The sequence below is a fragment of the Sandarakinorhabdus sp. genome, assembly GCF_987265915.1.
Map to the genome: position 1 here is coordinate 3229108 of NZ_OZ503948.1, position 13487 is coordinate 3242594.

Below are 13487 nucleotides of genomic sequence, written 5' to 3' on the forward strand. Positions count from 1 at the left end.
CTCCGTGCTCAGCAAAGGCGGCTCCGCAGCAGCGGCGCGCCCGGGATCCGGCCGGAATAATAATCGAAGATCCGGCCGACGCCGAGCAGAACCGGCACATCGAGCTGTTCGCGGTAGCGCGCGAGCCACGCCTCCTGCCGCGGCTCACCGAAACCGACAAACAGGATCGCAGCACCCGACGCGTTGATTTGCTCAACGACAGCGTCATTTGCGCTGTCGTTGAAAAAGCCATGCTGGGTGCCGGCGACGATCAGGTCAGGGAAACGCGCCTGCATTGCTTCTGCTGCCGCCGCCGCGATTCCGGGGCTGCCGCCAAGCAGGAAGATCGGTGTACCCCGCGCGGCGGCGCGCTCGCAGATGTGCGGAAACAGATCGGTCCCGTTCAGATCGTCCACAAAACTCGTGCCGGCCAGCGGAGTTGCCAGGCGCATGTCAGCAGCATCAGGCAACAGCGCATCCCGGTGCCACATGCTCGAGGCCAAGTGATCCAGACGGCTGGCATGGTTGACGCAATGGGTATTGACGAAGTTGACCACCGTCGGAACCCCCTGGTCAGCCAGACTGACCAGCACGTCAGCGATTTCGCTTTGGCCGGCTTCCAGCAGAGAAGGATTGAACAGCGGTGCAGCGAGGCCGGCGACAGTAGCATTGAAATCATGGTCGTGGCGCATCGGTCATTCCTCGGTGGGTGTGCCAGCTTCAAAGCATGAAGCGTGCCAAGTTCACGCCCAAGGGGCATGGCCAGCAATGCGCCCCATTATGCAACACACGTCCCAGACTGCACATTCAATCGTCGCATTTTGCAACAAACCCGGTCGTTTTGCAGCGCTCGCCGGCCTGATCACGCCGTCGCTTCGCTTGGCACGCTTCTTGAATGGAGATGCTCATAGCGGCCGGTCAGGGCCGTCCCACTGCCAGCCAGGAACGCTTCGTATGACCAGCCCGTATTTTTCCGTGATCATTCCGATGTTCAATGCGGCCAGTTCGATCACTGCGACCGTCACCAGCGTGCTGAACCAGGCAGATCCCGATTTCGAACTGATCATTGTTGATGATGGTTCAACCGACAACAGTCTCACCGTCGCGCTGGCGATGGCCGCAACAGATGACCGCATCCGTATCGTTTCCAAAGGTAATGCCGGCCCGGCGCAAGCGCGCAACCTTGGTGTCGAACTGGCGCGCGGCACGTTGCTGGCGTTCCTTGATGCCGGTGATCAATGGCACAGGGACAAGCTGGCCTGCCACCGGGCATTCCACACCGCCCAGCCTGACGTTGGGGTAAGCTTTGCCCGCGTTGGCTTTCGGGAGGCCGGCCGCAAATCCGGCACCATTGCACACACCGAATCGACCGTGCCCAGCGGGCCGCTGACGATCACGCAACTGATCGGCGAGAACCCGGTTTGCACCACATCCAACATCGTGGTGACCCGCACCTGTTTCGATGCGGTTGGCGAGTTTCGCAGCGGCATGGCCTATGGCGAAGATCGGGAGTGGCTGGCGCGCGTCGCGGCAGCAGGCTTTGGCGTCTGTGGCATCGATCGCCTGCTGGTGGAATTTCGCCTGTCGCCGTCGCGGCTCTCCTCCAATCTGCGCCGCATGTACCGCGGCTGGAGAAGGCTGGCGCACCAACATCGGACCAGCATCGATGTTGGCGCCGCCGAAGCCGTGTATTTCCGCCATCTCGCCCGCCGCGCCCTGCGCAATGCCCGCCCTGCATTCGATGCCCTGGATTTCGCCATGCCCGGCATGCGCCGCGAGGTGGCGGCCTGACGCAAGCCGGTGCCTTCACCGGCGTGCGGCTGCCGGCGTCGGCGCGTGCCCACCTGTTCGCCTGAATCCCAGATTTTGCCCAAGGAATCCCTACCCATGAACGCAGCGCCCCTGATCTCGGTCATCATGCCGGTCTACAATGTCGAAGCCTTTGTGGGCGAAGCCATCCAATCAGTGCTGTGCCAGAGCTTTGCCAATTGGGAATTGCTGATCATCGATGACGGCGGCGCGGATGCCAGCATGGCGATCTGCCGGATGTTTACCGACAAGCGCATCCGCATCATCACCCAGGCCAACCGCGGCCTGGCCGGCGCGCGCAACACCGGTATCGCCCACGCGCGCGGCCGTTACATCGCCCTGCTCGATTCCAATGATCGCTGGCATCCCAGCAAGTTGATGATGCACGTGATCCATCTCGAGGCCAATGCCTCGGTCGATGTCAGCTATGCCGGTTCGCGCATGATCGATGCCGCCGGCCAGCCGTTGAAGGCGGCGATGCGCCCACGGCTGTCCGGCATCACGCCCGCCCACATCCTGAAACGCAATCCCGTCGGCAATGGTTCGGCGGCGGTGATGCGCCGCGCTTCGCTCAACCGCGTTGCCTTTGCCCACCCCAACGAGCCGGGGCGCACCTGCTGGTTCGACGAAAGCTTTCGCCAGTCCGAGGATATGGAACTCTGGCTGCGCCTGTCTGCGACCCACGGCTGCCGGTTCGAAGGCATCGAGGGCTTGTTGACCGATCATCGTATCGTCGCCAGCGGCCTGTCGGCCAACATCGCCCGCCAGTATGAAAGCTGGGAACGCGCCATCGCCAAGACCGCCGCGACATCGCCCAGGCTGATTGCCCGCCATGGCCGGCAGGCGATGGCCTATCAGCTGCGTGATCTGGCGCGCTGCGCCATCCAGCTTGGCGACGGCAGCTTTGGCTGGTCACTGGCGTTGCAGGCGGTGCAGGCCGGCCCGGCGATGCTGATCGCCGAGCCGCGCAAGACGCTGACGACGCTGGTGGCCGCGCTCGCAGCGCGCCTGCGGCCCACCGCGCAATTTCAGGCACTGACGGCGCACCCGATTGGCGATGGCGCGCAGGCATGACGCGGCTGCGCTGCGTTCATCTGTGCGATGATGTCGCGCTCGGCATGGTCAGCAAGGAACTGAACGTCTATTTGCACCCCAGGCTTGCCACCGTGATTACAAGCCGCGTGTTGCCGGCTGATCCCCGCGGCAACCTCGCGCCTCATCTGGCCGCCGATATCATCGTGACGCATTTCTCGCCGAGCTGGCGGGTCTTGCCGTTTCTGGCATCGCTGCGGCTGCGCAACCCCGCAGCCCGTCTGGTACATGTCGAGCACAGCTATACCGGCGCTTGGGAAGCGGCGAAGTTTACCAATCCGCTGCGGTTCCGCCTCATGCTGTGGCTGGCCTTTGGGCTGTTTGACGAGATTGTCGCCGCGTCGCACGGTCAGGCCCGCTGGCTGCGCACGGTCACCGGGCTGGCGGCGGGCAAGCTTCACGTTTTGCATCCCTGGAGCGGCAACCAGCAGCTCGATGCGGTCGCCGCCCCGTTGCTTTCCGATCAGCGCCCACTGGTGCTCGGCGCCTTCGGCCGCTTCAATGAACAACAGGGCTTTGACACGCTGATCGATGCCATGGCGCAGCTTGATCCGGCGCGTTTCACCCTGCTGCTCGGCGGCTTTGGCGCCGATGATGCGGCGCTGCATGCCCGGGCCGCCGGGCTGCCGCACATCCACTTTGTCGGCAAGGTCGATGATGTGCCGGATTTCCTGTCGCGCTGCGATGTCATGGTCGTGCCGTCGCGCTGGGAAGCCTTTGGCCAGGTTGTCGCCAAAGCCAAGATGGCCGGGCGCGCCGTGCTGGTCGCCGATGTCGATGGCCTGCCCGAACAAGTTGGTGCGGCCGGCGTGATCGCCGATTGCAGCACCGCGCAAACGCTGGCGCAGGCGCTGGCGGCATTGCCGGCGCAACCACTGGCGGAAATGGGCGCCGCCGGGCGCCGCGCCATGCTGACCGCCGAGCGCGAACGGATCGACGCCTGGCGGGCGCTGTTCCTTCGCCAACTCGCGCCGGCTGTCGCCTGATCGGTCACCCACGCTTGATTGCATTCCTATTGAGTCATCAACGGCTGGCTCAGGCTGAGCGTGTCGAAGCCGACTCACATGCACCGGCCAAAACAAGCTTGGCCTGAGCGATTCCTTCAACTGGCGTCCTGGCCAATCCCAGAGACATGTCGCATTTGGCATGCGAAATATTGCAAAATGCGCTATAGCTATGTTGCATTTTGCAATTGTTCGCATCTTGCAACACGGCCAATCGATCCCGTCACAGGGTCACCACTCAGAGCGCCACTTGGCATGCCTCTTGCTGCAACGATTGATGCAGACTGCAATACCGACGGCCTGCAAATTGCGAGGATGACATGAAGGGCGTTATTTTCACCGAGCTGGTCAACTATCTGGAAACCCAGCACGGCATGGCCTTTGCTGATGATGTGATCACCCAAAGCAATCTGCCCAACGATGGCGCCTTCACCACGGTCGGCAACTATCCCAGCGCGCAGGCCCTGACGATGGTCGGCGTGGCCTCGCGATTGAGCGGCATCGATGGCGCAATCCTGTGCCAGGATTATGGCGCCTGGCTGTTTGGGCGCTTCGGGGTGCTGTTCCCGACGATCATGGCCAATTACCCCACGGCCGAATCGCTGTTGCTGCACGTCGGCTCGCACATTCATGAAGAAGTTCGGGTGCTGTATCCCGATGCCCGCCCGCCGCTGATCGAAGCGGTGAGCGAGGGCGACACCATGACCGTCAGCTACCGGTCGCACCGCCCGATGGCGCATATTGCCTTCGGCTTGATTCGCCAGTGCCTGATCGATTATGGCGAGACCCGCACCGTCCGCTGGCACAATGCCGGCCGCGCCGAAGAAGCGCAGTTCATCATTTCTGCTGAAGGCGACTGACCGTGTCGATTCCCATCGCCGCCCGTGTTCTGGTGGTCGAGGATATTGCCTCGCTGGCGATGACCTATGCCGCGCATCTCGAAGGCGCCGGCCATGCCGTTGATACCGCCGATCGCGGGGATGTCGCCCGCGGCCTGATCGCCGATGCCGTGGCGGCTGGCACACCCTATGACGTGGTGCTGCTCGATCTGCAGCTGCCGGATTGCGATGGCCTGGAATGGCTGGGCGGCATGCCGGGTCTGGTCTCGGAATCCGGCGTCATCGTCGTCACCGCCGATGGCTCCATCAAGCGCGCCATCGCGGCGATGCGGATGGGTGCCTATGATTTCCTGGTCAAACCGCTGCAACCCGAACGCCTGCTGACCACGGTTCGCAACGCCGCCGAACGCCGCCGTCTCGAAACCGAAGTGCAGACGGTACGCAAGCTGGCCTCGCGCGACAGTTTCCAGGGCTTTGTCGGCCGTTCCAACCCGATGCAAACGGTGTATCGCGCGATTGAAAGCGTGGCGGATTCAAAGGCAACGGTGTTCATCACCGGCGAAAGCGGCACCGGCAAGGAAGTCGCCGCCGAAGCCATCCACCGCGCCAGCCGCCGCAGCAACCGGCCGTTCATCGCCATCAACTGCGGCGCCATTCCGGAAAATCTGCTCGAATCCGAGCTGTTCGGCCATCTGAAAGGTGCCTTTACCGGCGCCATCGAGAATCGCCTGGGTGCCGCAAGGGAAGCCGATGGCGGCACCTTGTTCCTTGATGAAATCTGCGAGATGGAGCTGAAGCTGCAGGTCAAGTTGCTGCGCTTCCTGCAGACCGGCATGATCCAGCGCGTCGGCAGCAGCAAGCCTGAACCGGTCGATGTACGGGTGATCTGCGCCACCAATCGCGATCCCGCCGCCGAAGTCGCCGCCGGCCGCTTCCGCGAGGATCTATTCTATCGCCTTGCCGTGATTCCGCTGGAAATGCCGCCGCTGCGCGACCGCGGTGATGATGTCGTACTGCTCGCCGAGGCGTTTCTGGAACGCTTCGCCGAACAGGAAGGCAAGCACTTCGATCCGCTGGGCCAGGATGTCCGCGCCCGCCTGCTTGCAAGCAACTGGCCCGGCAATGTGCGCGAATTGCAGAATGTCGTGCGCCGCGCCGTCGTGATGAGCGCCGGCCCGGAATTGACCATGGCAACCTTTGCCGGCACCAGCATCGGCGCTGAACCGGTCGTCGCGCCGGTGATGGTCAATGACGCTGCATCGCAATCGGCCGCAACCGGCCCATCGGCGGATATGTTCGCCAACATGACGCTCGACGAGATCGAACGCTGGGCCATCGAGGCGGCCGTCGCCCGCGCCGACGGCAGCCTGCGCAAGGCGGCCCACGCCCTGGGGCTGAGCCCGTCCACGCTGTACCGCAAGCGCGAACGCTGGCTGGGCGCGCCGCATTCCACCGACGCGGCCTGACATTTTCCGCAGATCGTGCCAACGGTGCCAGCCGGAGGCGAAACTTGGCCATGATCCTTGTCACCGGCGGTGCCGGCTATATCGGTTCCCATATCGCGCTGGCGCTGCTTGATCGCGGCGACCCTGTGCTCATCCTCGACAATCTGTCCACCGGCAACCGCTGGCTGGTGCCGGAAGGCGCGATGTTCGTGGAAGGCGATTGCGCCGATACCGCGCTGGTCACCAAACTGGTGGCCGATCATGGCATCGCCGCGGTCATCCATTGCGCCGGGGTGATTTCGGTCCCGGAATCGGTCGAACAGCCGCTGGCCTATTACGACATCAATGTCGGCCGCGCGGTCGCCTTGTTCAGCGCCGCCATGGCCGGCGGGGCCCGCCATCTGCTGTTTTCCTCGACCGCCACCGTCTATGGCGCGCCCGATGCGGAGCGCCTGTCGGAAGACCTGCCCTTGGCCCCGGTCAACCCCTATGCCGCCAGCAAGGCGATGGTCGAACGCGTGCTTGCCGATGTTGCCGCCACCGGGGCCGTCAATGTCGGCGTGCTGCGCTATTTCAACGTCGCCGGCGCCGACCCGGCCGGGCGTTCGGGCCAGGTCTCGAAAACCGCCACCCACCTGATCAAGATCGCCGCCGAGGCGGTGATCGGCAAGCGCGATAATGTGATGGTGACCGGCCATGATTTCGGCACGCCCGACGGCACCGGCATCCGGGACTATATCCACATCACCGATCTGGCGGCGGCGCATCTGGCCACGCTGGATGCCCTGGCCGCCCGGCCGGAGCAGAGCCTGACCTTCAATGTCGGCTATGGCCATGGCGCCTCGGTGCTCGACGTGCTCGATGCGGTCGATCGCGTTTCCGGGCAGACGCTGCACCGCATCGCAGCCGGCCGGCGGCCCGGTGACGTGGCCCGCCTGGTCGCCGACACCAGCCGGATCCGCAGCCAGCTCGGCTGGCAACCGGCGTTCGACGATCTTGATCGAATTGTCGCCGATGCCATCGCCTGGGAACGCACCCTGGCGGCAAGAGCTGAAGCGACCTGAAACCAGGACCGGATCACGGCGTTCTACAGGCCTGAACCGCCCGGTTCACGGTCTGCGCACGGGCTGGCGTCTTCATCCTGGCCCAAGGGCCTTGTGTCCACACGTGTCACCAAGTCACGCAAGGCGGCCCAACGATCGCGTGAGGCATTCACACAGCGCGCCACACGCTGCTGCGCCACCGAGTAGCCGGCGACCAGCGTGCCATAGCGATCGAAATAGGCCAGCAGCGCCTCCGGGCTGGAAATCAGCGCATCATCTGCCAGCGCCACGAGCGTCACTGCTCGGCTGCTGTCGCCATCGCGGTAACGGCGCAGGATCGGCACGGTGGACAGCGCCAGCACGCCGATCAACTGGTGCACGCGGCCGTGCAGGCGGGCGTCATCGGGCGAAAAGCCGGCCAGCGGAAACAGGGTACCGGCCATGAACGCCAGGCGCTGTTCGGGCGGGAAGGCCAGATCGACGCCGTGATTGGCGGCGCCTTCGCGCAAGGCCGATTGTGGGGATCGCAGCAGCACGACGCGGTCTTCTGGCCGGAGCGCGTTGCGGGCCTCCATCACCACGAACTGCGCGTGGTGCCCCGGATAGGCTTCGTGGCAGGCCAGATCGAGCGCCACGGCTGGATCGGCAACCGCGGCCGGGTTGATCTGCAAGCGGCTTCGATATTGCCCCAGATAGCGGTGCCACGCCGCCGGCACACTGCTCGTCCATTCGATGTCGAGACGCTCCTGGGCCGGCAGCGGCCAATTCGCCAGCGTGCGCGCCCGGCATTCGGCCAGCGCGCGGGCAAACACCGGCTTGCGCTTGTCCGGCGACAGCGCGAAGCGGCGGCGATACGCCATCACCCGTTCGGCCAGCGGACCCGGCCCCGGCAGCAGCGCCGCCAGGGATTGCCGCGCCGCCGCCTGCGCCGCCATGTCGATCCGCGCCGGCGCCAGGCCGAAAATCGCCGCCGCTTCGGCATCAAAGCCCAGGCCGCGCGGCGCCGCGATCAACCCGATCAGCGCCTCAAGCTGTTCGGTGCGGGCCAGCAGGCGGGCGCGGCGTTCAACCGGCGCTTGCGCCTGCGCGTCGCGCAGGTCCGCCGCCAGCGCCTGCACCTGGCTGCGCAGCACATCAGGCGGCAGCCGATCCTGCGGGAGGGCCGGCCCGAAATAGGCATCGATTTCATCCGGGCCAAGGCCGCGCACCGCCAGTTCGGCATATCGCCCGCCGGCCGCGTCCAGCGCCTTTTCGGGCGAATCGGGCCAGATGATCCACAGCGCACCCGCCACACACGGCAGCAAGGCCAGCGCCGCATAGCGCGCTACAGGCCGCCATCCGGCCACGGTCTACCGCCGCCTATTCGGTGCGCAGCGCATCGATGGGGTCCAGCCGGGCCGCCCGCTGCGCCGGATAGATCCCGAACACCAGGCCGACCGCGGCCGATACCCCAACCGCCAGCGCCATCGCCGCAACCGACACCTGCGCCGGCCAGCCCAGCGACCAGCCGATGATCCACGATGCCGCCAATCCGATCACCAGCCCGATCAGGCCGCCGATCAGGCTGAGGGTCATCGCCTCGACCAGAAACTGCATCCCGATATCCGATGATCGCGCGCCCGCCGCCACCCGCAGCCCGACCTCGCGCGTGCGCTCCGTCACCGAGACCAGCATGATGTTCATGATGCCGATGCCGCCGACGATCAGCGACACGCCGGCAATGCTGGCCAGCAACGCCGTCATGGTATCACTGGCCCGATCAAGCGTGTCCGACATTTCTTCCAGCGTCACTTCATCCAGCTTGGGCAGATTGGCCAAAGCAAAGGCCGCCGCCGGCGTATAAAGGCCCTGCGTCAGCGCCTTGGCGGCCTGGGTTTCCACCGTGAAATCGTCGGCCGCACCCATCGACGCCTGCGCCGATTGCACCGGCGCCGCGCTGACAAAGCCGCCGCTGGACGGTGCGCCGGGTGCCTTGCGGTGGCGTTCGCGCAACAATTTGCGCACCGCATCGGCGACGATCGACGCTTCGCCCGCCTTTTGCGCGGCAACGACGATCGTATCGATATGGCTGCCGCCGCGGATGGCCTGCAAACGCTGCCACGGCACGAATAGCACTTCGGCATGATCCTCCGACACGCCGGTGGTCACGCCGACAATGGTGAACGGCACATCGGCCAAGTTCACGGTTTGGCCCACGGGATCTTCGCCGCGGCCGAACAACTGCCCGGCCAACGTGGCACCGATCACCGCTTCGGGTGCGCCGTCGACCAGCATGCGGCCCTGCACCAGTTCCCAGCCATAGGCCTGTTCATAGCCCGGCTCGACACCCTGCACCCTGGCAAAGCTGCGCTTCGTGCCGACGGTGAGCGTGTCACGCAGCGACACGCCGCGGCTGACGATATCCACCTTGTCGATGCTCTGTTTGATCGCGTCGGCATCGGCAGGCATCAGCGTCCTGGCGGAACCGGCGCCGGAGGTGATGCCGATACTGTCGCCGCCGCGCGTGTAATTGCCGCTGCGCACGAACACCAGGCGGGTGCCGGCCGTACTCACTTCGCCTTCCACTGCCGATCGCGCCCCGGTGCCCAGCGCGACCATGGTCAACACGGCGGCCACGCCGATGATGATCCCCAGCATGGTCAGGAAGCTGCGCAGCCGATTGCGGCTGAGCGAGCGCAGCGCGAGGCGGAGGTTGACGGGAAGCAGCGCAAACATATGATCTCCGCAAATCCGAACCGGGTTATTCCGCGCGCAAGGCCACGACGGGATCGAGCGCCGCCGCCCGGCGCGCCGGGCCGATCCCGAAGACGACACCGATGATGGCGGCCATCGCCAGCGCCAGCACCAGCATGATCGGTGAGACCGCCGTGGCCCAGTGCAGCCGTTGATCGGCAAAGACCAGGCCGATCCCGCCCAGCACCAGGCCGAAGGTGCCGCCCAGCCCGGCCAGGGTCAGCGCCTCGACCAGAAACTGCGTCATCACATCCTGCGCCCGCGCGCCCATCGCCATACGCAGGCCGATTTCGCGGGTGCGCGCCGAAACCGAGACCAGCATGATGTTCATCACGCCGATCCCGCCCACGAGCAGCGACACCGCCGCCGCGCCAGCCAACAGCAACGTGAAGGTGCGCCCGGCGGCGCGCAGGCTCTTGGCCATTTCCTGCCACGACGCCGCCTCCAGCCCGACGACATTGCCGTGCACCGATCGCGCCAGCCGCGGATCACCGCCCATCGTCGGCATGGCCATCACGCTTTGCGTCTGCACGCGAAAATCATCGAGCACATCATCAGGCAACCGATGCTGTTTGCGCAAAACCGCCTTGATCGCCTTGGCAGCGCGCGTCGTCACCGCAACCGATGTGGTGCGCACCGTGATGGAATCCAGCGTGTCGCGATTGCCGCCGCCCGCCGCCAACGCCGCCTGGGCGCTGCGCAGCGGCGTGTAGATGCGCGGCAACAATTCATCGGCAGCATCCTTGGTGCCATCAACCAGGCCGACAACCGTCACATCACGCCCGCCAATGGCGAGGGTCTTTCCCAGCACGGGCGTTGCCCCCGGCCACAGCCGCCGGGCCACCGCGGGCGCAATCACCATCAGCGGCGCGCCTGCGGCATGTTCCTGCGTGGTGATCAGGCGGCCTTCCACCAGCTTCCAGCCGCGCATTTCCGGCCACGGTTCCTCGAAACCGCTGACGCGCACGATCCGGGTCGGCACCTTCTGGCCCGCGGCCGCATCGTCCAGCGTCACATTGCCTTCGACCACGCCGGCGATCGCCCTGATATCCGCCACCTGGCCGCGCAGCAGGGCGATGTCGGCCGTCGCCAGCGGGACGGGCACGGGTTGATGGCGCTTGGGGGCCGCCGTGCGGCGCAGCCGGGCGCGGTTCTGCACAATAGCGGCATCGACGCCCGGATCAAATTCGCCTTCCCCGCCAACACCGCCCGATACGGCGCCTTCGGAAGGCTCACCGCCGCTGCTGTCCTGCGTGCCTTCGGTGGCGATGCCGGCCGGCTGGTAGTTTCCGGCGCGGATCACAATCATCGTCGGCCCGGCGCTTTCGATCTGCGCCTCGATCCGCGCCTGCGCGCCCAGGCCCAGCCCGGACACGATCACGACCATGGCCACCCCGACCCCGACCCCAAGCAGGGTGAGCAACGTTTGCAGGCGGTTTTGCAACAACGCCCGCAAGGCCATGCCGAGATTATTGGCCATATCGATCAATGGCCGGCGTGGGGATTGACCGGCTTCGGCTTGGCGGCGGCCGCGGCAGCCTTGGCCGCGGGCTTGGCTGCGGCCTTCGGCGCGGGCTTGGGAGCAGCTTGGGCCAGACGCGGGATCATGTCGCCATAGATTTCAACCGTCGCCTGCTCGCCCCGGTGGACGAAGGCCAGGCGGATCACGGTCTTGGCGCTGGTCACCGGCTTGCTGCGCGCCATCCAGTGATCGCCATTGGCACTGATCGCCATGGCCAGCGGCTCGATCGACCGATCCGGCCGGACGATCTCGGCCTTCAGCCGCTGGACCGCCGACGCCGGCAGATCGTTGCGCATCTCGTCGGTGAAATACACCATCACATTGCCGGTCGGCGGCGTCACCACTTCGTAATGCAGCGTGCCCCACATATCCACGGCGCCGCCATGGTGCGCGTTGTGGTCGCCATGGGTCATCGAACCATGCTGGGCGGCCGCCGGGATGGCGCACAACGCCACCACGCCCATCATCAGGATCAAACGCTTATTCATGTCGCAAGGCCTCTATTGGTCGCAATTCGGATGCACGCCGGGCGGGATAGACGCCCGCCACGATCCCCAACACCAGGGCAGCGGCAATCGCCGCCAGCGCGGTCAGCGGCGATACCGTCGCCGACCAGTGGAAGAAGCGTTCGAGCCCACCCGATGCCGCGACGCCGATCGCGATGCCAAGCACGCCGCCGATCAGGCTGAGCAGCACCGCCTCCAGCAGGAACTGCGCGGCGATATCGCTTTGCCGCGCGCCAAGCGCGATGCGCAAGCCCACTTCCCGGGTGCGCTGGGTAACCGACAGCAACAGCAGATTGGTCACGCCGATGCCGCCCACCAGCATGGACACCGCGGCAACACTGCCCAGCATGACCAGCATGGTCTGATTGGCGCGCGACAGCGATCCGGACAATTGTTCGACCGTCAGTTCCTCGACGCGCTCCAGATTGCCGCCCACGGCCCGGGCCAGCTCTGGCGGCAACCCCTTGCCGAGCGCCTGTTTGGCCATGCTGGTGACAATGAAATCATCGGGTTCGGCTTCGGTGATGCCATGGCGTTCGCGCAGCAGATCGGTGATCTGCTTGGCCACCGCCGCATTTTCGCCCACCGACGTGGTGGTGACCGTCACCGTGTTGAGCTTGCTGAGGTTCAGCAGTCGATGCACCGTGGTGACCGGCACATAGACCGCATCGAACTGATCATCACCAGCGACCGGCTGCGATGCCCAGCTCTTGCTGCCGACGACGCCGATCACCTGAAACCGCTGGTTCCACAGCGTCAGCGTCTTGCCGGTCGGATCGGCACCCTCGCCGAACAGCCGATCCGCCACCACGCGGCCCAGCACCATCACCTGCGCGCTGTTTTCCACATCGGTGGGGCTGAGGAACCGCCCGTGATTGATCACCCATCCGGCACGCACCTGCGGCAGATCGGCTTCGGTGCCGTGCAGCCGGGTAAACCATTGGCGCTTTTCCGGGCTGTCGGCCACGAACACGCGGGCATTTTCGTGCACGCCCGACACGACGAACTTGACGCCCTTCACTTGTTCGGCCAGCACGCGCGCGTCGTCGCGGGTCAGGGTGGCGGCCGAACCCAGGCCAGCGGCCATGTCGCCCAGCCGCTCCTTGGCCAGGGGGTGATCGTGCATCTCCATCGGATCATCTTCTTCGTGGACCCGCCTGAGCAGGCCATGAAAGGGATCCGAAAATCCGGGGCTGTAAGCGGCCAGCACCACCCGCGGCCGTGCTGCTTTTGGCAAGGCGTCGGCATCGAAGGCAGCATGGCCGATCGTGGCTTCGGGATCAGGCCGGGCACCCCGATCCATGCGATAATTGCCAGAGGTGATCACGATCACATTGGCCCCGGCGGCCAGCAATTGATCGTTGAGCGCATTCTGGGCGCCGCGCCCCAGCGCCATGGAGGTGACCAGCGCCGCGACGCCGATAGTGACGCCGATCACCGCCAGTGCGGCCTGATTGCGGTTGCGCAGCAAAGCAGCAAGCGCCATCGGCAGGGCCGGCAGCGGGTTGAACATGG

12 protein-coding genes are annotated in these 13487 nt (G+C 65.7%); 6 read left to right on the forward strand and 6 right to left on the reverse strand.

What is annotated here, in order from left to right:
* Window positions 1-8: 8 nt before the first annotated feature.
* A complete protein-coding gene (locus tag AC6UUM_RS15350) occupies window positions 9-671 on the reverse strand; it encodes a WecB/TagA/CpsF family glycosyltransferase (RefSeq protein ID WP_500803113.1) in 663 nt (220 codons plus the stop codon).
* 262 nt (window positions 672-933) lie between these two features.
* Here AC6UUM_RS15350 and AC6UUM_RS15355 point away from each other — a divergent pair, with 262 nt between their 5' ends.
* The 6 genes from AC6UUM_RS15355 to galE all read left to right on the forward strand — a co-directional run bounded on the left by AC6UUM_RS15355 (window position 934) and on the right by galE (window position 7232).
* Window positions 934-1770 carry a glycosyltransferase family 2 protein gene (locus AC6UUM_RS15355; RefSeq protein ID WP_500803114.1) on the forward strand — a complete coding sequence of 279 codons (837 nt, stop codon included), beginning with the start codon at window positions 934-936 and terminating at the stop codon, window positions 1768-1770.
* Between the two features lie 96 nt (window positions 1771-1866).
* Window positions 1867-2862, forward strand: coding sequence for a glycosyltransferase family 2 protein (locus AC6UUM_RS15360; RefSeq protein WP_500803115.1), 996 nt, complete (start codon window positions 1867-1869; stop codon window positions 2860-2862).
* A complete protein-coding gene (locus AC6UUM_RS15365) occupies window positions 2859-3866 on the forward strand; it encodes a glycosyltransferase family 4 protein (RefSeq protein ID WP_500803116.1) in 1008 nt (335 codons plus the stop codon). The genes AC6UUM_RS15360 and AC6UUM_RS15365 overlap by 4 nt, the downstream gene beginning before the upstream one ends.
* A 338-nt stretch (window positions 3867-4204) precedes the next feature.
* Window positions 4205-4744 (forward strand): heme NO-binding domain-containing protein, encoded by a 540-nt coding sequence (locus tag AC6UUM_RS15370; RefSeq protein ID WP_500803117.1) that lies wholly within the window; start codon window positions 4205-4207, stop codon window positions 4742-4744.
* 2 nt (window positions 4745-4746) lie between these two features.
* Window positions 4747-6189 carry a sigma-54-dependent transcriptional regulator gene (locus tag AC6UUM_RS15375; RefSeq protein WP_500803118.1) on the forward strand — a complete coding sequence of 481 codons (1443 nt, stop codon included), beginning with the start codon at window positions 4747-4749 and terminating at the stop codon, window positions 6187-6189.
* Window positions 6190-6239: 50 nt separating this feature from the next.
* A complete protein-coding gene (gene galE / locus AC6UUM_RS15380; RefSeq protein WP_500803119.1) occupies window positions 6240-7232 on the forward strand; it encodes a UDP-glucose 4-epimerase GalE in 993 nt (330 codons plus the stop codon).
* Window positions 7233-7255: 23 nt separating this feature from the next.
* Here galE and AC6UUM_RS15385 read toward each other — a convergent pair whose 3' ends face one another.
* From AC6UUM_RS15385 to AC6UUM_RS15405, 5 genes are read right to left on the reverse strand one after another with little or no spacing between them, the layout of a single operon-like run.
* Complete coding sequence (locus AC6UUM_RS15385; RefSeq protein ID WP_500803120.1) at window positions 7256-8557, reverse strand: hypothetical protein; 1302 nt, start codon at window positions 8555-8557, stop codon at window positions 7256-7258.
* A gap of 13 nt (window positions 8558-8570) precedes the next feature.
* Window positions 8571-9926 (reverse strand): ABC transporter permease, encoded by a 1356-nt coding sequence (locus AC6UUM_RS15390; protein WP_500803121.1) that lies wholly within the window; start codon window positions 9924-9926, stop codon window positions 8571-8573.
* 25 nt (window positions 9927-9951) lie between these two features.
* Complete coding sequence (locus AC6UUM_RS15395) at window positions 9952-11424, reverse strand: ABC transporter permease (protein ID WP_500803122.1); 1473 nt, start codon at window positions 11422-11424, stop codon at window positions 9952-9954.
* A 5-nt stretch (window positions 11425-11429) separates the two neighbouring features.
* Entirely contained in the window at window positions 11430-11954 is a 525-nt protein-coding gene (locus tag AC6UUM_RS15400; protein ID WP_500803123.1) for a hypothetical protein, read from the reverse strand.
* Window positions 11947-13485: an ABC transporter permease gene (locus tag AC6UUM_RS15405; protein WP_500803124.1), complete on the reverse strand. Its 1539-nt coding sequence runs from the start codon at window positions 13483-13485 to the stop codon at window positions 11947-11949. The genes AC6UUM_RS15400 and AC6UUM_RS15405 overlap by 8 nt, the downstream gene beginning before the upstream one ends.
* Window positions 13486-13487 lie beyond the last annotated feature (2 nt).

Coding starts and splice junctions, on each gene's coding strand:
- AC6UUM_RS15405 (WP_500803124.1), bottom strand. CDS start 13,485: ATGTTCAACCCGCTGCCGGCCCTGCCGATGGCGCTTGCTGCTTTGCTG.
- AC6UUM_RS15360 (WP_500803115.1), top strand. CDS start 1,867: ATGAACGCAGCGCCCCTGATCTCGGTCATCATGCCGGTCTACAATGTC.
- AC6UUM_RS15355 (WP_500803114.1), top strand. CDS start 934: ATGACCAGCCCGTATTTTTCCGTGATCATTCCGATGTTCAATGCGGCC.
- AC6UUM_RS15395 (WP_500803122.1), bottom strand. CDS start 11,424: ATGGCCAATAATCTCGGCATGGCCTTGCGGGCGTTGTTGCAAAACCGC.
- AC6UUM_RS15370 (WP_500803117.1), top strand. CDS start 4,205: ATGAAGGGCGTTATTTTCACCGAGCTGGTCAACTATCTGGAAACCCAG.
- AC6UUM_RS15390 (WP_500803121.1), bottom strand. CDS start 9,926: ATGTTTGCGCTGCTTCCCGTCAACCTCCGCCTCGCGCTGCGCTCGCTC.
- galE (WP_500803119.1), top strand. CDS start 6,240: ATGATCCTTGTCACCGGCGGTGCCGGCTATATCGGTTCCCATATCGCG.
- AC6UUM_RS15350 (WP_500803113.1), bottom strand. CDS start 671: ATGCGCCACGACCATGATTTCAATGCTACTGTCGCCGGCCTCGCTGCA.
- AC6UUM_RS15400 (WP_500803123.1), bottom strand. CDS start 11,954: ATGAATAAGCGTTTGATCCTGATGATGGGCGTGGTGGCGTTGTGCGCC.
- AC6UUM_RS15365 (WP_500803116.1), top strand. CDS start 2,859: ATGACGCGGCTGCGCTGCGTTCATCTGTGCGATGATGTCGCGCTCGGC.